The organism is Bradyrhizobium sp. JYMT SZCCT0428 (assembly GCF_018131075.1).
In the GTDB taxonomy this organism is placed as follows: domain Bacteria; phylum Pseudomonadota; class Alphaproteobacteria; order Rhizobiales; family Xanthobacteraceae; genus Bradyrhizobium.
On record NZ_JAFCLS010000067.1, the window covers coordinates 1 to 16679 of the forward strand.

The 16679-nt window shown below is 63.1% G+C and carries 13 protein-coding genes; 6 read left to right on the plus strand and 7 right to left on the minus strand.

What is annotated here, in order from left to right:
• Positions 1-323 precede the first annotated feature (323 nt).
• The 5 genes from JQ575_RS38990 to JQ575_RS39010 all read left to right on the plus strand — a co-directional run bounded on the left by JQ575_RS38990 (position 324) and on the right by JQ575_RS39010 (position 5643).
• Positions 324-1124, plus strand: coding sequence for a crotonase/enoyl-CoA hydratase family protein (locus JQ575_RS38990; RefSeq protein ID WP_192737098.1), 801 nt, complete (start codon positions 324-326; stop codon positions 1122-1124).
• Position 1125: 1 nt separating this feature from the next.
• On the plus strand, positions 1126-3021 hold the full coding sequence (locus JQ575_RS38995; RefSeq protein ID WP_212038486.1) for a feruloyl-CoA synthase: 1896 nt from the start codon (positions 1126-1128) through the stop codon (positions 3019-3021).
• Positions 3022-3067: 46 nt separating this feature from the next.
• Positions 3068-3829, plus strand: coding sequence for an SDR family NAD(P)-dependent oxidoreductase (locus tag JQ575_RS39000; protein WP_212038487.1), 762 nt, complete (start codon positions 3068-3070; stop codon positions 3827-3829).
• 154 nt (positions 3830-3983) lie between these two features.
• Positions 3984-4403: a thioesterase family protein gene (locus JQ575_RS39005; RefSeq protein ID WP_212038488.1), complete on the plus strand. Its 420-nt coding sequence runs from the start codon at positions 3984-3986 to the stop codon at positions 4401-4403.
• A gap of 88 nt (positions 4404-4491) precedes the next feature.
• Entirely contained in the window at positions 4492-5643 is a 1152-nt protein-coding gene (locus tag JQ575_RS39010) for an ABC transporter substrate-binding protein (protein ID WP_212038489.1), read from the plus strand.
• 163 nt (positions 5644-5806) lie between these two features.
• On the opposite strand, the gene JQ575_RS39015 is transcribed toward JQ575_RS39010, so the two are convergent.
• The 3 genes from JQ575_RS39015 to JQ575_RS39025 are packed head-to-tail and all read right to left on the minus strand — an operon-like array spanning position 5807 to position 9350.
• On the minus strand, positions 5807-6538 hold the full coding sequence (locus tag JQ575_RS39015; protein ID WP_212038490.1) for an ABC transporter ATP-binding protein: 732 nt from the start codon (positions 6536-6538) through the stop codon (positions 5807-5809).
• Positions 6535-8304: an ABC transporter permease subunit gene (locus JQ575_RS39020; protein WP_212038491.1), complete on the minus strand. Its 1770-nt coding sequence runs from the start codon at positions 8302-8304 to the stop codon at positions 6535-6537. The genes JQ575_RS39015 and JQ575_RS39020 overlap by 4 nt, the downstream gene beginning before the upstream one ends.
• A 5-nt stretch (positions 8305-8309) precedes the next feature.
• Positions 8310-9350, minus strand: a complete 1041-nt coding sequence (locus tag JQ575_RS39025; RefSeq protein WP_212038492.1) for a branched-chain amino acid ABC transporter permease — start codon at positions 9348-9350, stop codon at positions 8310-8312.
• Between the two features lie 175 nt (positions 9351-9525).
• Here JQ575_RS39025 and JQ575_RS39030 point away from each other — a divergent pair, with 175 nt between their 5' ends.
• Positions 9526-10044, plus strand: a complete 519-nt coding sequence (locus JQ575_RS39030; RefSeq protein ID WP_212038493.1) for a MarR family winged helix-turn-helix transcriptional regulator — start codon at positions 9526-9528, stop codon at positions 10042-10044.
• A 121-nt stretch (positions 10045-10165) separates the two neighbouring features.
• On the opposite strand, the gene JQ575_RS39035 is transcribed toward JQ575_RS39030, so the two are convergent.
• The 4 genes from JQ575_RS39035 to JQ575_RS39050 all read right to left on the minus strand — a co-directional run bounded on the left by JQ575_RS39035 (position 10166) and on the right by JQ575_RS39050 (position 16549).
• A complete protein-coding gene (locus JQ575_RS39035) occupies positions 10166-12307 on the minus strand; it encodes an EAL domain-containing protein (protein WP_212038494.1) in 2142 nt (713 codons plus the stop codon).
• Between the two features lie 184 nt (positions 12308-12491).
• Positions 12492-13775 carry a glycerate kinase gene (locus JQ575_RS39040; RefSeq protein WP_212038495.1) on the minus strand — a complete coding sequence of 428 codons (1284 nt, stop codon included), beginning with the start codon at positions 13773-13775 and terminating at the stop codon, positions 12492-12494.
• 131 nt (positions 13776-13906) lie between these two features.
• Positions 13907-15136 carry an ABC transporter substrate-binding protein gene (locus JQ575_RS39045; RefSeq protein ID WP_212038496.1) on the minus strand — a complete coding sequence of 410 codons (1230 nt, stop codon included), beginning with the start codon at positions 15134-15136 and terminating at the stop codon, positions 13907-13909.
• Between the two features lie 183 nt (positions 15137-15319).
• Positions 15320-16549, minus strand: coding sequence for an ABC transporter substrate-binding protein (locus JQ575_RS39050; protein WP_212038497.1), 1230 nt, complete (start codon positions 16547-16549; stop codon positions 15320-15322).
• Between the last annotated feature and the right edge of the window lie 130 nt (positions 16550-16679).

A 16679-nucleotide genomic window follows, 5' to 3' on the forward strand; every position in this document is an offset into this window, starting at 1 on the left:
CCGTAAAGCCATTGCGCAGGGAAGGCCGGGTGTTCTCCGCTGCCCTGTATGCTCGTGTGCAGCCTACTTAGTGCAAATCGCACACGAGACCGCGGGTGCAGCGCGCACCCGGTCTTCCCTGCGCCCTCTTACGAGAGGGCGGGAAGTTTCTGGCAAAGCTCGGGCGCGATGCGCCGCGAGAAGGCGAGAGTGCGTTTGGATGACGGTGCAACCAACAAACGCCGCCGTCGTCCCGGCGTTCGCCGGGACGACGATCGGTAGAGGATTGACTCCCTCGCCAATAGTTATAAAATATAACTATTCTGGACGGGAAACAATAATCCATGGGAAACGCCGCTTCCGCAACCGCTGACCAGGCCGGATTGCTGACCATCGAGAAATCAGGCGCGGTGCTAACCGTGGGGCTCAACCGCCCCGCCAAGCGCAATGCGCTGAACGACGGCATCATCCTTGCGATCCAGGATTGCTTCGCCAATCTGCCCGAAGGGACCGGCGCCGTGGTCATCCACGGTATCGGCGACCATTTCTCCTCCGGCCTCGATCTGTCTGAGCTGACCGAGCACGACGCCACCGAGGGCCTGCGGCACTCGCAGATGTGGCATCGGGTGTTCGACCGCATTCAATATAGTCCCGTGCCCGTCATCGCCGCGCTCAAGGGCGCGGTGATCGGTGGTGGGCTGGAGCTGGCCTGCGCCGCGCATATCCGCGTCGCCGAACCATCAGCCTATTTCGCGTTGCCCGAGGGCCAGCGCGGCATCTTTGTCGGCGGTGGCGGTTCGGTGCGGCTGCCGCGGCTGATCGGGGTGGCGCGGATGACCGATATGATGCTGACCGGCCGGGTCTATTCTGCGACCGAAGGCGCCGCCTACGGCTTCTCGCAATATCTCACCGAGGCCGGCGGCGCGCTGCCCAAGGCGCTGGAACTCGCCGAACGCGTCGCGGCCAATGCCCCGCTGACCAATTTTGCGGTGCTGCAGGCATTGCCGATGATCGCGGAAGCCAATCCGCAGGCCGGCCTCCTGATGGAGTCGCTGATGGCCACGGTGGCGCAGAGCGACAAGGAAGCAAAACGCCGGATCCGCGAGTTTCTCGATCGCAAGACCGCCAAAGTGAAGCCGACCTGACATGAGCGCCAAGCCCAACATGTCCCCGATTGAAAGCGCCACGCGCAGCGGCAGCGCCCATCCGCTCCGCGCCATCTCGTTCGGGAATCCCGACGTCACGGTCGAGCGCCGCGATGACGGCACCATCTATCTGCGGCCGAAGCTCAAACTGCGCGACTATCCCGTGCGCATCACCGATCGCCTGCATCATTGGGCCCGGGAAGCGCCCGAGCGCGTCTTCATGGCGGAGCGCGACGCGACGACCGGCGGCTGGCGAAAAATCACCTACGCGCAACTGCTGACCTCGACGCGGCGCATCGCCTCGGCGCTGCTGGCGCGCGGGCTTTCGGCGGAAAAGCCGATCGTGATCCTGTCAGGCAATTCGGTCGACCATGCGCTGCTGGCGTTCGGCGCGCTCTATGCCGGCATTCCCTTCTGTCCGGTGTCGCCGGCCTATTCGCTGGTGTCGCGCGATTACGGCAAGCTTGCCTTCCTGATGAAGCTGTTGACGCCCGGCCTCGTCTTCGCCGACGACGCAGGCAAATTCGCCGATGCGTTGACCGCCAACGTTTCGCCGGGGACGGAGATCGCAGCAACACGCGGCGAGGTGCCCGGCCGTGACGTGACGCTGCTGTCTGACCTCCTGGCGACGCCGGAGCATTGGCGCCTCGATGCGGCCCATGAAGCCATCGGCCCGGACACAATTGCAAAGTTCCTGCTGACGTCAGGCTCGACCGGCAATCCCAAGGCCGTCATCAACACCCAGCGGATGATCTGCGCCAACCAGGTGATGCTGCGCGAAACGCTGGCGTTCCTGATGGACGAGCCGCCTGTGATCATCGACTGGCTGCCGTGGAATCACACGTTCGGCGGCAACCACAATATCGGGCTGACGCTGTTCAACGGCGGTTCGATGTATCTCGACGAGGGCAAGCCGATGCCCGGCGGTATCGAGGAGACCGTGCGTAACCTCCGCGAGATTTCGCCGACGGTCTATTTCAACGTCCCCAAGGGCTATGAATCGCTGCTGCCCTATCTGCGCGAAGATTCAGCGCTGCGCGCAAAATTCTTCGGACGGCTGCACGCGATGTTCTTTTCCGGTGCGGCGCTGTCGCCGTTCGTCTGGAATAGCCTCGACGAGCTCGCGGTGCAGGAGACCGGTTTTCGCGTGCCGATGCTGACCGGCCTCGGCGCCACGGAAACTTCGCCGTTCTTCATGTCGGTACGTCCCGACACCAGCCGCTCCGGCCATGTCGGCCTGCCCGTGCTCGGCAACGACGCAAAATTGCTGCCCAACAACGGCAAGCTTGAGGTCCGCGCCAAGGGTCCGAACGTCACGCCGGGGTATTGGCGTCAGCCCGAATTGACCGCGGCGGCATTCGATGAGGAAGGCTTTTACAAGTTCGGCGACGCGCTCAAGCCTGTCGATCCCGACAATTTCGACGCCGGTTTCGACTTCGATGGCCGTATCGCCGAGGACTTCAAGCTTGCCAGCGGCACCTGGGTCAGTGTCGGTCCCTTGAGGGCGCGCTTCGTCGCGGCCTGCGCGCCGTTGGTGCGCGACGTCGTGATTGCCGGCATCAACCGCGACGAATTATCGGCGCTCGTGATGCTCGATCTCGACGGCTGCCGTCTGATCAACCCGAAACTTCCGGCGAACGATCTCGCGGCGGCGGCATCCGATCCGCTGATCCGCGCGGCATTCCGCGAGCGCTTTCAAAAGTTGCTGGCCGATGCCACGGGCTCGTCGACCCGGATCACGCGCGCGGTGCTGTTCGATGCGCCGCTGTCGATCGATCGCGGCGAAGTCACCGACAAGGGCTCCATCAACCAGCGCGCGGTGATCGAGCATCGCAGCGCGCTGATCGAGCAGATCTATGCAACGGCGCCGCCGGCGCACGTCATCACGCTGAAATGAATTCAGGGAATTCAACTTCGAGAAGATTCTACCAGGGAGAAACACAATGCAGTTGAAAGATCAGGCTGCCATCGTCACCGGTGGCGCATCCGGATTGGGCGCCGCCACCGCGCGCCGGCTGGCGGCGCAGGGCGCCAAGGTCGCGGTGTGCGACCTCAACGCCAAGCTCGCTGAAACCGTCGCCGCCGAAATCGGCGGCGTCGCCGTGGTCTGCGACGTCTCGGACGCCGCCTCGGCCGAAGCGGCCGTCGCCGCCGCCGCCAAGGCGCATGGCCCGGCGCGGGTGCTGGTCAATTGCGCCGGCATCGGCGTTGCCAAGCGCGTGATCGGCAAGGAAGGCCCGATGGCGCTCACCGATTTCGACCGCGTGATCAGGGTCAATCTGATCGGCTCGTTCAACATGCTGCGGCTCGCAACCGCCGGCATGTCGAAGCTGGAGCCTCTTGAGTCAGGCGAACGCGGCGTCGTGATCTCGACCGCTTCGGTCGCGGCCTATGACGGCCAGATCGGGCAATCGGCTTACTCGGCTTCCAAGGGCGGCATCGTCGCGATGACGCTGCCGATCGCGCGCGAGCTGGCGCAATTCGGCATTCGCGTGCTGACCATCGCGCCCGGCCTGTTCCTTACGCCGCTGCTGGCCAATTTGCCGCAGGAGGCGCAGGACTCGCTCGCCGCCGCGATCCCGTTCCCGCGCCGGCTCGGCCAGGCTGATGAATTTGCCTCGCTCGCCCTGCATATGATCGACAACCCCTATCTGAACGGCGAAGTGGTGCGGCTCGATGCCGCGCTCCGCATGGCCCCGCGCTAAGTATGGTCCGTTTACTTCTCCCTCGCCCCGCACTTGCGGGGAGAGGGTCGGGGTGAGGGGCTCTATCCGCTAACCCCGGTGTCAATTGCTGGACCTGTACCCCCTGAACGCCGATACCTGTTCAATTCAACGTCATAGGCTCTAGGGATATCCAATGTTCGTTAACCGCCGCGACGTGCAGATCCAGTGGGGCGATTGCGACCCCGCCAACATCGTCTATTACCCGCGCTACTTCGCGATGTTCGACGATTCGACCTCGATCATGTTCGAAGCGGCCGGTTTTTCGAAGCAGGACATCATCCACAAATACGGCCTCGTCGGCATTCCCATGGTCGATACGCGGGCGAAATTCCACATCCCCTCGACCCATGGCGACTGGATCAGAATCGAAAGCCGGATCGAGAGTTTCAAGCGCTCCAGCTTCGAGGTGGTCCACAACGTGTTCAAGGGCGAGGCGCTGGCGATCGAGGCGTTCGAGACCCGCGTACTGGTCGGCAAGCATCCGGACGATCCCGCGCGGCTGAAATCGGCTCCGATGCCGCCGGAGATCATCGAGCGGTTCACGCGGGGCTGACTTCACTTCCCGCATGACCTAAAGAAGGGGCTGAATTGACGCTCTGGTTTTGCTTAGAACTATAAAAAGATACCCAAGGGAGGAATAAATGAAGAAGGCTTTTCTGTCCGCCGCGGCAATCGTGGCGGCGCTCGCATTGCCGGGGTCGCCGGCATGGTCTCAGGCCAATGAAATCGTCATCGGCATCACCATCGTAACCACCGGCCCGGCCGCGGCCCTTGGCATTCCCGAGCGCAATGCGCTGGAATTCGTGCCGAAGGAAATCGGCGGCGTGCCGTTGAAACTGATCGTGCTCGACGACGGCGGCGATCCGACCGCCGCCACCACCAACGCGCGGCGCTTCGTCACCGAATCCAAGGCCGACATCATCATGGGTTCGTCGACCACGCCGCCGACGATTGCCGTCTCCACCGTCGCCAACGAAGCCGGCATTCCGCATTTCGCGCTGGCGCCGCTGCCGATTAACGAGGCGCGCATGAAATGGTCGGTCGCGATGCCGCAGCCGATCCCGATCATGGGCAAGGTGCTGTACGAGCACATGAAGGCCCACGGCATCAAGACCGTCGGTTACATCGGTTACTCGGATTCCTACGGTGACCTCTGGTTCAATGATTTCAAGGCCCAGGCCGTTCCGATGGGCATAGCCCTGGCGACTGAAGAGCGTTATGCCCGTACCGATACGTCGGTCACCGGCCAGGTGCTGAAGCTGCTCGCCGCCAATCCCGACGCGGTCCTCGTCGGCGGCTCCGGTACCGCCGCGGCCTTGCCGCAGGCCGCGCTGCGTGAGCGTGGCTACAAGGGCCTGATCTATCAGACCCACGGCGCCGCCAGCATGGACTTCATCCGTATTGCGGGTGCGGCGGCGGAAGGCGTGATCATGTCTTCCGGTCCGGTGATGTCGCCGGAAACCCAGCCCGACAGCGCACTGACCAAGAAGCCCGGCCTAGCGCTCAACAGCGCCTATGAAGCCAAGTACGGCGCCAACAGCCGCAGCCAGTTCGCCGGCCATTCCTACGACGCCTTTGAAGTCCTCAAGCGCGTCATTCCGCCGGCGCTGAAGGCCGGCAAGCCCGGCACGCCGGAATTCCGTGAAGGCATCCGTCAGGCCCTGCTGACCGAACGCGACATCGCCGCCAGCCAGGGCGTCTACAACTTCACCGAAAAAGACCGCTACGGCCTCGATGACCGCTCGCGGATCATCCTGACCGTGAACAACGGAAAGTACGTTCCGGCGAAGTGAGCCTCAACTCCATCCGTCATGGCCGGGCATAGCCGTCTGAAGGACGGCGTCGCTTCCGCTAGCCTATGACCCGGCCATCCACGTCTTTGCCGCCATCAAGAAAGATAAGACGTAGATGCCCGGGTCAAGCCCGGGCATGACGTCGTTGGGTTCAGCGCTAGACTTAAATCGCGCTCTCGCCTTCGTGCGTGAAGCCGAGATAGCTCGCTGCGACGCGCGCGTTGGTGGCGATGTCGCTGGCGGGACCGCTCAGGACGAATTCGCCGAGCTCCATCACGTAGGCGCGGTCGGCGATCTTCAATGCGGCTTGCGCGTTCTGCTCGACCAGCAGCACCGAGACGCCGGCCGCTCGTAACTCGCCGATAGTGCGGAAGATGTCGGCGACGATGATCGGGGCGAGGCCGAGGCTCGGCTCGTCCAGCATCAACAGTTTTGGGGCACCCATCAGCGCGCGGCCCATCGCCAGCATCTGCTGCTCGCCGCCGGAGAGCGTGCCGGCGAGCTGCTTGCGTCGCTCCTTCAGCCGCGGAAACAGCGTGTAGACCCGCTCGAAAGATCTCGCAGCAATCGCCTTCGCAATCCGGAACGCGCCGAGCTGCAGATTGTCCTCGACGTTCATGGTGCCGAACAATTCGCGGTGCTCGGGCACGAGGCTGAGCCCAACCGCGACGCGGTCCTCGATGTCGAGGGAAGCCATATCAGCGCCGGCGAAAGCCGCCGATCCCGTGAGCGGCAGGATGCCCATGATCGCGTTCAGCAGCGTCGTCTTGCCGGCCCCGTTGGCGCCGATGATGGTGACGATCTCGTTATCAGCGACGTCGAGTGATACCGAGCGCACCGCCTCGACCTTGCCATAGGCGACATGCGCATCGCTCACCTTCAACAGCGCGCTCATGCGGTGGCTCCGAGATAGGCCTTGATCACATCGGGGTTGGTCTTGATCGCCGTCGGCGTGCCCTCGGCGATCTTGGTGCCGAAGTCGAGCACCACGATCCGGTCGGCCAGATCCATCACAAAACCCATGTCGTGCTCGACCAGCAGCACCGACATGCCGCCGTCACGCAACTGGCGCAGCAACGCGGCGAGCCGCTGCTTCTCCATGTGGCGGAGGCCGGCGGCGGGCTCGTCGAGCAGCAGCAGCAGCGGATCGACGCACAGCGCGCGCGCGATTTCGACGATGCGCTGCTGGCCGAGCGAGAGGCTGCCCGCCAGTTGGTCGATCTGGTCGCCGAGGCCGACGCGCTCGATCTGGCGGGCGGCTTCCGCCAGCAATCTGGCCTCATCAGCGCGGTCGAGCCGGAACATGCTTGATATCGCGCCGGCATGGCCGCGCAGATGCGCGCCGATCGCGACGTTCTCGAGCACGGTCATGTCGGGCACCAGCTTGACATGCTGGAAGGTTCTGCTGACGCCAAGCTTGACGACTTCCTGCGGCGGCGCGTTATCGACCTTGGTGCCGAGCACCGAGATCGCCCCGCTGGTCGACGTCAAAACCCCCGTGATCAGGTTGAAGGTCGTGCTCTTGCCGGCGCCGTTGGGGCCGATCAGGGCCACGATCTCACGCGCCCCGACGTCGAAGCTGACGTCGTTGACGGCGATGACGCCGCCGAATTGCTTGCGCGCCTTGTCGATATGCAGCAACACCGAAGGTGTCGACGGCGCCCGCACCCGCGCTGGAAGCTCGAGCGAGGTGTCAGGGATCTTGCGGGCCGGCTTGAACGGCAACCTCGACATCAGCCAGGGCCACACGCCGGTGGGCGCCAGCTGCAGCAGGACCACCAGCAGGATGCCGAACACGATGGTCTCGAGCTGGCTCTGGCCGCCGAAAATATACGGCAGGTAGCTCTGCAGGATCTCTTTGAGGATCACCACGATGCCGGCGCCGAGCACCGCGCCCCAGACATAGCCGGCGCCGCCGACGACGGCGATGAACAGATATTCGATGCCGGCCTGGGCGCCGAACGGCGTCGGGTTGGCGGCGCGCTGGAAATGCGCATAGAGCCATCCGGAAAGCCCGGCCAGCACCGCCGCATAGATGAACACCAGAAGCTTGGCGCGCGGCGTCTGCACGCCGAACGCTTCGCCGGCGATATGCCCGCGCCGCAGCGCGCGGATGGCGCGGCCGGTACGGGAATCCAGCAGGTTCATGGTCAGCAACGCCGAGAGCAGCACGGCGATCCAGATGGCGAAATAGATCGTGCCGGGATCGAGCATCCGGAAGCCGCCAATGCTCAGCGGCGGAATGCCGGAAATGCCGTCATTGCGGCCAAGGAATTCGAGCTTGCTGAACAGATAAAACAGCCCGATGCCCCAGGCGATGGTGCCGAGCGGCAAATAATGGCCAGAGAGCCGCACCGTGACGATGCCGAGCAGGACCGCCGCAATGCCGCTGACCAGCAGCGAGAGCGGCAGCGTCAGCCACGGCGACACGCCATAGGCGGTGGTCAGCACCGCCGTGGTATAGGCGCCGAAGCCGCAAAACGCGGCCTGGCCGAACGAGGTGAGGCCGCCGACGCCGGTCAGCAGCACGAGGCCCATCGCAACCAGCGCGGCAAGGCCGATATTGTCCAGGAGCACGATCCAGAACGGCGGTATGCCCGGGATGAACGGGATCACCGCCATGACGATCGCGAAGATGATGAGGGGAAGCCGTTGCGTCATCGCCGTCAGTCCTTCTCTTCCTCGACCGCGGGCGCTGCGAGCGAACGCAGCACCAGCACGGGAAGGATCAGCGTGAAGACGATGACCTCCTTGAAATTGCTGGCGTAGAACGAGGAGAAGGCCTCGACGCTACCGACCACCAGGGCGGCGACCGCCGTCAGCGGGTAACTCACCAGCCCGCCGATGATGGCGGCAATAAAACCTTTCAGGCCGATCAGGAAACCGGTGTCGTAATAGAGCGTCGTGATGGGCACGATCAGGATCCCCGAAATCGCGCCGATCACGGAGGCGAGCAGGAAGGCGATCTGTCCCGACAGCGTGGTCCGGATGCCGACGAGGCGGGCGCCGAGACGATTGACGGCGGTGGCGCGCAGCGCCTTGCCCATCAGCGTGAAGCCGAAGAACAGCCACAGCGCGATGATGAAGGCGATGGTCAGGCCGTAGACGGCGATGCTCTGGCCGGTGAAGCGCAGCGGTCCCACCGTGAACGCGGCGTTCGACAGCGCCGGTCCGCGCAGGCCTTCGGCGCCGAAGAACACGAGGCCTAGGCCCTGCAGCGCGAGGTGGCAGCCGACCGAGGCGATCAGCAGCACCAGCACCGAGGTGTGCGCAAGCGGCTGAAAGGCGATGCGATAAAGAAACAGCCCGATCGCCGCGACGATCAGCAGCGACAACGCGATATTGATTGCAATCGGGGTTTTGGGACCGGCCAGGGCGTAGGTCAGCGCCAGGATCGCCACCGGCAGCACGATGTTGAGCAGCACCGAGCGCACCACCAGCTTCAAGCGGAGCGAGCGCCGCGCCGCATACAGATCGAGGCCGAAGGCGACGACGCCCATCGCGACCGCCAGCCGCGCCGTGCCCGGCACCTGACCGGTCGCCAGCATGGCGTAGCTCAGCGCGCCGAAGGTAACGAATTCGCCCTGCGGGATCAGGATCACGCGCGTGACGGCAAACACCAGCACCAGCGCAAGCCCGAGCAACGCATAGATCGCGCCATTGGTGATGCCGTCCTGCAGCAGGAACAGCATGATCGTCGTATTCAAGACTGGCGCTCCCCCTCACGCGTCGCGCCGGTCTCGACCCTTAAGGGCTAGCCGGCGGTCCGATATCGGCAGTTGAACGAGGCCGACATTTGATATAGTCTATAACAATTATTAAACATAACCTCAAGGCCCGGACCACTGGCGGACCTTTTATCGGGATTGCGAGCCCCCTGCGATGACAGTTTCCAAGGCGGCCACTGACGCCGCCAAGCCTTCCCGCGCAGGCGGCAAGGATCCTGTCGACGGCGCTGCGGAAAACGCCGCTCTGCAAATGGGCGAATTGTCCGACCTGCTCGGCTATTCGCTGAAGCGCGCACAGCTCCGGGTATTCGAGGACTTCCTGCGCTGCGTCGCGCCGCTGCAGCTGACGCCGGCGCAATTTTCGGTGCTGCTGCTGCTCGACAAGAATCCCGGCCGCAACCAGACCGAGATCGCCAATACGCTCGGCATCCTGCGGCCGAATTTCGTCGCGATGCTCGACGCACTGGAAAGCCGCGATCTCTGCACGCGGATGCGTTCGACCAACGACCGCCGTTCCCACATTCTGATGCTGACCGACAAGGGCCGCGCGGTGCTGGCGCGCGCCAAGAAGCTCGTCGCCACCAAGCATGAAGCCCGCCTCAACGAAGTGCTGGGGCCGGCCAATCGCGTCGCGCTGCTCGATATGCTGTCGAAGATCGCGGCCGAGTTTTAGCCCAGCCGTCATTCCGGGGCATCGCGCAGCGATGAACCCGGAATCTCGAGATTCCCCGATGTGCAATTGCACATCTGAGGTTCTATGCTTCGCATCGCCCCGGAATGACGAAGTGTTTGAATCATGCGGCGACGATACGCCCAGCAACGGCCTTCGCCCCATTCCCCGTCAGGAACAGCCGCTCGATCTCGCGGGCGGGAAGCGGCTTGCTGAACAGGAAGCCCTGCATCTCCGTGCATCCTTCGGACGCGATGCTGTCGAGCTGTTCCTTGGTCTCCACGCCTTCGGCGGTGGCCGTCATGCCCATGCCATTGGCGAGCGCCGCGACCGCCCGCACAATGTTGAGCGAGCCCGAATTCTCCGTGATGTCCTTGACGAAGGAGCGGTCGATCTTGATCTTGTCGAACGGAAAACTCTGCAAATAGGTCAGCGAGGAATAGCCGGTGCCGAAATCGTCCATCGCAATCCGGATGCCGAGCTCGCGCAACTGATGCAGCACCGCGAGTGTCGCTTCCTTGTTGTGCAGCAGCACGGTCTCGGTGATTTCGATCTCCAGCCGGGCCGGGTCCAGTCCCGAGGCAGTAAGCGCGCCTGTTATCACCTGCATCAGGCCGGGGTTGCGAAACTGGACCGCCGAAATGTTGACGGCGATGTGGAGGTTGCCGGGCCATTGCGCCGCGGTCGCGCAGGCCTGGCGGATGACCCATTCGCCCATCGGGACGATGAATCCGATCTCCTCCGCCAGCGGGATGAACGCGGCCGGAGAAATCATGCCCTTGGTCGGATGATTCCAGCGGATCAGGGCCTCAAATCCGCTGATCTCCTTGCTCGCCAGATTGACGACGGGCTGATAGTGCAGTTCGAACTCGCCCGCCGGCAGCGCCTTGCGCAGATCCTGTTCCATGACGCGGCGCGTCTGCATCTGCAGGTCCATGACAGGCTCAAAGAAGCGAAACGTGCCGCGTCCGTCGCCCTTGGCGCGGTACAGCGCGAGGTCTGCACTGCGCAATAACTTGTCGGGGCTGTTGCCGTCGCCGGGTCCAACCGAGATGCCGATGCTGGCGCCGATCACGGCCTGGTGGCCGTCAAGGTCGTAGGGTTCGCTCAAAAGGCCGATGACGCGCTGCGCCAGCGACGTTGCGTCGGCCGGGTCCGCGATCGGGGCCTGCACGATGACGAATTCATCGCCACCCATTCGCGCAATGGTGTCGGTGTCGCGAACCAGCCCGCACAGTCGCTCGGCGACGATCTTCAAAAGCTTGTCGCCGGCGTGATGGCCAAACGTGTCGTTGACGGCCTTGAACTGGTCGAGATCAAGGTGATGAACCGCGACCGTTTCATCGCGGCCCAGGGCGTGTTCGAGCCGTTCGTTGAGCAGCACCCGGTTGGCGAGTTCGGTAAGCGAATCATGGTGGGCCATGTATTCGATCTTGACCTCGGATTGCCGTTGCTCGGTGATGTCCTCGTGCGTGGCGACCCAGCCGCCGCCGGGCATCGGCCGATGGCGGATCTTGAAGGTGCGTCCGTTCTGCAGCTCGACGATGCTGTCTTTGGCTACGTTGGAAACCGCCACATTGGTGCGCCAGTTCAGATATTCATCCCGGGTCATCGCGGGGAAACTGCCGGCTTCAAAGCGAAGATCGACTATTTCCGTCAGCGGCGTGCCGGGGCCGACGCGGCCGAAGGGGATGTCGTACATCTCGACAAAACGGTCGTTGCATACGATCAGGCGGTGGTCTGAATCGAAGAAGCACAGCCCCTGCGACATGTTGTTGATCGCGGTGTCGAACTGGAAGTTGCGTATCCGCAGCGCCTCTTCCTGCTGCCTTCCCAGCTCGTATTGTGTCTTCAGACGGGCATGGAGTTCTTCGCGCTCGGTGATGTCCTCGTGGGTCGCCATCCCGCCGCCGCCGGGCATCGGGTAGACCGTGTAGGCGATGATCCGCCCGTCGGTGAACTCCTGGAACGTGGTATCGAGCGCGATGTTCTGTCCGACGCGGGCGCGAACGTAATCATCCGGCGCCACCGCCACCTTCAGGCCGAGCTTCAGCCGGTGCCGGATCAGTTCGCTGGTCGGCGTGCCCGGCTTCACCTGTTCCGGCGAAAGCCCGTACATCTCCGCGTAACGTCTGTTGCAGAAGACGACTTCCCGCTTCTCATTGAAGACGACAATGCCGAGCGACAGATGGTTGATCGCCTCCTCGAGCCGCGCACTCAAGTGAGCGGGCTCGGGACGGATAGGTCCCGCAACAGAATGCACCATTTCCCGTGTTCCCCTGCCGCGATTTGCGGCACCCCGGCAATAAGGAGGGTCCTATTAAGGACCAGGCTGGTGAATTGCAGCTTTGAGAGGCGGTAATTTCGTGCGGATTCCGGCGGACGTCCTCAACAAAACGTTAATGCGTTTGGCTTCGAGCCGCTGCAAATCGAAGGACCGCGGCCCAAATTCAATCGACCAGGATCACCCTGACGTCGTTGACATTGGTCAGCGTCGGACCGGTCAGCAGCAGGTCGCCCGTTGCGACAAAGAAGGCGGTGGCGTCGTTGTTGTCCAGATAGGCCCTGGGATCGAGGCCAAGCGATTTCATCTTCGCAAATGTGGTCTGGTCGACCACGGCCCCGGCGGGATCGCTCGCGCTGCCGGCGCCGCCATCGGCGCCATCGGTATCGCCGGCCAGCGCACAAATGTCCGGTATCTCTTTGAGGAGGTCCGCCAGCGCCAGCGCATATTCCTGGTTGGGTCCGCCGCGGCCGTTGCCGCGCACGGTCACGGTGAGTTCGCCGCCCGACAGGATCGCGGTGCGCTTGCCCTCGCTGCGCGCTTTCAGCGCCAGTTGGACGTGCGCGGCCGCGACCTCGCGCGCCTCGCCTTCGAGGTCGGCTCCGAGACCGATGATGGCGTAGCCTGCATCCTGTGCAATCCTGATCGCCGCATCGAGCGAGGCCTTCGGCCGCGCGATCAGTTCGAACCGCGCGCGCGAGAACGCGGGATCGCCGGGCTTGCAGCTCTCGTTTTTCGGATCGTCCAGCGCACGCCGAACCGCATCGTCGACGGCGAGATTGTATTTCGCGACCAGCGCGCGGGCGTCCGCCAGCGTGGTCGGATCCGGCACCGTCGGCCCCGAAGCGATCGCGGATGGATCGTCGTGCGGCACGTCCGAGATCGCCAGCGTGACGATTTCGGCGGCGCGGCGCCCGGCGCGGGCCAGCCGGCCGCCCTTGATGCGCGACAAATGCTTGCGGACGATATTCATCTCGCCGATCGGCGCGCCGGAACGGAGCAGTGCGCGGTTCACCTGCTGCTTCTGCGCGAATGATACGCCCTCGACCGGGGCGATCCAGTTCGCCGAGCCGCCGCCCGACAGCAGCACCAGCAAAAGGTCGTCGGCGGTAGCCTCGGCAGCGAGACGCAGCGTGTCGTCGGCGGCTTTCAGCCCGGCTTCGTCGGGCACGGGATGGCCGGCTTCGACCACCCTGATCCGCCGCGTCGGCACGCCGTGGCCGTGCCGGGTGGTGGCAATGCCGGTGAGGCGCTCCGGGTCGAGCGCGAGCGTATCGAGATAGTGCCGCTCGGCGGACGCGGCCATGGCAGCGGCGCCCTTGCCGGCGGCGAGGCAGATCACCCGGCCTTTGGGTGCGGGAGGCAAATGCGCCGACAGCACCACATCGGGATGCGCGGCTGCGACGGCCGCATCGAAGATCGCACGCAGGAGGGGACGTCGGTCGGTCATCGGTTCACGGCAAGCCAGAGATCGCGAATGGAAGACAGGTTATCCATCCAATCGCCGCAAAAGAAAACCCCCGCGGGCGGGTCCGCGGGGGCGCTTGAGGCCACAAATCGGCCGATCGAAATTCCAAATAGCTAGCCGCCGACGTCTCCGGAGAGGATTTCGCCGAAGCGTTCCCAGGTCTCGCCCTTGAACTTGATCAGTTGCACCTGCGAGATCGGCGCAAAGTCGGTGGGCGAGGTATTGACCTTGATGCCCGGCAGCAAGCCTTCGAGTTCGAGGTTCTTGATGTTGGCCGCCTGCTTCATGACGTTCTCGCGCGTGAGATCGTCGCCGCAAGCCTTCAACACATGCACCAGACCCTGGGCCACGGTGTAGCCGAAGATCACCGACGCATCGGCGCGGTTGGCCTCCGGATAATACTTGTCCAGGAACGCGTTCCAGGCCTTCATGCCGGGATCGTCCTTCCACTGCGCATCCGTCGGATCCTTCAGGTACTGCGACGAGATGATGTCCTGGGCGTTTTCCATGCCGGCCGGCTTGATGACGCTGCCGATCGAGGCCGAGACGTTGTTGAGGAAGTGCAGCGGCTTCCAGCCGATTTCGGCGTTCTTCTTGATCGCCTGCGCCGCGAATTTCGGCGTGGTGATGTTGATGAACACGTCGGCGCCGGTCGACTTCATCTTGACGATGTGGGAATCGATCGTCGGTTCGGAGACTTCATAGCTCTCCTCGATGACGATCATCGATGCGGCCTTGGCGCCGAGCCCGTCCTTGAAACCCTTCAGATAGTCCTTGCCGTAGTCGTCGTTCTGATACAGCACGGCGATTTTGGCGTTCGGCTTCTCCTTCAGGATGTATTTCGCGTAGATCTGCGTTTCGCTCTGATAGTTGGGCTGCCATCCCATGGTCCAGGGGAAGTTCTTCGGATCGTTCCACTTGGTGGCGCCGGTGGCGACGAACAGCTGCGGCACCTTCTTGGAGTTCAGATATTTCTGGATCGCCGAGTTCGGCGGAGTGCCGAGCGGATTGAACACCAGCAGCACTTCGTCGCTTTCGACCAGCTTGCGGGCCTGCTCGACGGTCTTCGGCGGTGAGTAGGTATCGTCATAGCTGATGAAGGTGATCTTGCGGCCGTTGATGCCGCCTTCGGCGTTGATCTTCTTGAAGTAGGCCTCTTCGGTCTTGCCGATCACGCCATAGGCGGATGCAGGGCCGCTATAGGGCATGATGTTGCCGATCTTGATTTCAGTATCGGTGGCACCGCTGTCGTATTTTTTTTGAGCGAGCGCACCGTTGCTCGTGGCTGCGAACGCAATGAGCGCGGCCGAGGCAATGGCGAGTCTGCTGGTAGCAATAGGCATTCCGAGTCTCCCTTTTTGAGATTGTCTTTTTGTGCAAGCGTCACGCTCTGTTGTTGATTGCAGTTCGCGCATGACGTGGAGGGATTGAATACGATTTAGCGGAAAGCATCAAGAAAAAGCCCCTGCGGCGATGCCGCGGGGGCTGCTCCTTTAGTAGTCAGGCGCTAGAGAACCGATCGCGGACTAGCCGCCGACGTCGCCGGTGAGAATTTCGCCGAACAGTTCCCAGCCCTCGCCCTTGAACTTCATGAGCTGCAGCTGCGAGATCGGGGCGAAGTCGGTCGCCGAGGTGTTGACCTTGACGCCGGGCAGCAAGCCGCCAAGCTCGAGGTCCTTGATGCTCGCGGCCTGCTTCATGATGTTCTCGCGCGTCAGGTTGTCACCGCAGGCTTTCAGCACGTGTACGAGGCCCTGGGCCACGGTGTAGGCGTACATGACCGACGCGTCGGCGCGGTTGGCTTCGGGGTAGTATTTGTCCAGGAACTCGTTCCAGGCCTTCATCCCCGCATCGTTCTGCCACTGCTTGTCGGTCGGATCCTTCAGGTAATTCGACGAAATGATGTCCTGCGCGTTTTCGAAGCCGGCAGGCTTGATAACGCTGCCGATCGAGGCCGAGACGTTATTGAGGAAGTGCAGCGGCTTCCAGCCGATCTCCATGTTCTTCTTGATCGCCTGCGCCGCGAATTTCGGCGTGGTGATGTTGATGAACACGTCGGCGCCGCTCGCCTTGAGCTTGACGATGTGAGAGTCGATGGTCGGCTGCGAAACCTCGAAGCTCTCCTCCATGACGATCATCGACGCCGCCTTGGCGCCAAGTCCGTCCTTCAGGCCCTTCAGGTAATCCTTGCCGTAATCGTCGTTCTGGTACAGCACGCCGATCTTGGCGTCCGGCTTGTGCTTCAGAATGTACTTTGCGTAGATGATGGTTTCGCTCTGGTAGTTGGGTTGCCAGCCAATGGTCCAGGGAAATTCCTTGGGGTCGTTCCATTTGGTCGCACCGGTGGCGACGAACAGTTGCGGCACCTTCTTCTGGTTCATGTATTTCTGGATCGCCGAGTTCGGCGGCGTGCCGAGCGGATTGAAGACGAGCAGAACTTCGTCGCTCTCCACCAGCTTGCGCACCTGCTCGACCGTCTTCGGCGGACTGTAGGCGTCGTCGTAGGAGACGAAGTTGATCTTGCGGCCGTTGATGCCGCCTTCCGCATTGATCTTCTTGAAATAGGCTTCTTCGGTCTTGCCGATCACGCCGTAGGCGGATGCGGGTCCGCTGTAGGGCATGATGTTGCCGATCTTGATTTCGGTATCGGATGCGCCGGTGTCGTATTTCTTTTGGGCAATCGCGCCGCTGCTGGTGGCGGCGAGCAATGCGAGGGCGGCCGAAAAGGCCCCCAATCGCAAGTTGATAGCAGGCATGTTTTTCTCTCCCTGGAGACCACGATGAATGTGTCGTTTTTTCTTGAAGTTGGAGCACTTTGCGGCTCCTGCCGTCATTCAATACCTTTCGGTCGCGCCGGGCAACAAAAAGCCCCCCGCGACGGTGTCG

Coding starts and splice junctions, on each gene's coding strand:
- JQ575_RS38990 (WP_192737098.1), top strand. CDS start 324: ATGGGAAACGCCGCTTCCGCAACCGCTGACCAGGCCGGATTGCTGACC.
- JQ575_RS38995 (WP_212038486.1), top strand. CDS start 1,126: ATGAGCGCCAAGCCCAACATGTCCCCGATTGAAAGCGCCACGCGCAGC.
- JQ575_RS39000 (WP_212038487.1), top strand. CDS start 3,068: ATGCAGTTGAAAGATCAGGCTGCCATCGTCACCGGTGGCGCATCCGGA.
- JQ575_RS39005 (WP_212038488.1), top strand. CDS start 3,984: ATGTTCGTTAACCGCCGCGACGTGCAGATCCAGTGGGGCGATTGCGAC.
- JQ575_RS39010 (WP_212038489.1), top strand. CDS start 4,492: ATGAAGAAGGCTTTTCTGTCCGCCGCGGCAATCGTGGCGGCGCTCGCA.
- JQ575_RS39015 (WP_212038490.1), bottom strand. CDS start 6,538: ATGAGCGCGCTGTTGAAGGTGAGCGATGCGCATGTCGCCTATGGCAAG.
- JQ575_RS39020 (WP_212038491.1), bottom strand. CDS start 8,304: ATGACGCAACGGCTTCCCCTCATCATCTTCGCGATCGTCATGGCGGTG.
- JQ575_RS39030 (WP_212038493.1), top strand. CDS start 9,526: ATGACAGTTTCCAAGGCGGCCACTGACGCCGCCAAGCCTTCCCGCGCA.
- JQ575_RS39035 (WP_212038494.1), bottom strand. CDS start 12,307: ATGGTGCATTCTGTTGCGGGACCTATCCGTCCCGAGCCCGCTCACTTG.
- JQ575_RS39040 (WP_212038495.1), bottom strand. CDS start 13,775: ATGACCGACCGACGTCCCCTCCTGCGTGCGATCTTCGATGCGGCCGTC.
- JQ575_RS39045 (WP_212038496.1), bottom strand. CDS start 15,136: ATGCCTATTGCTACCAGCAGACTCGCCATTGCCTCGGCCGCGCTCATT.
- JQ575_RS39050 (WP_212038497.1), bottom strand. CDS start 16,549: ATGCCTGCTATCAACTTGCGATTGGGGGCCTTTTCGGCCGCCCTCGCA.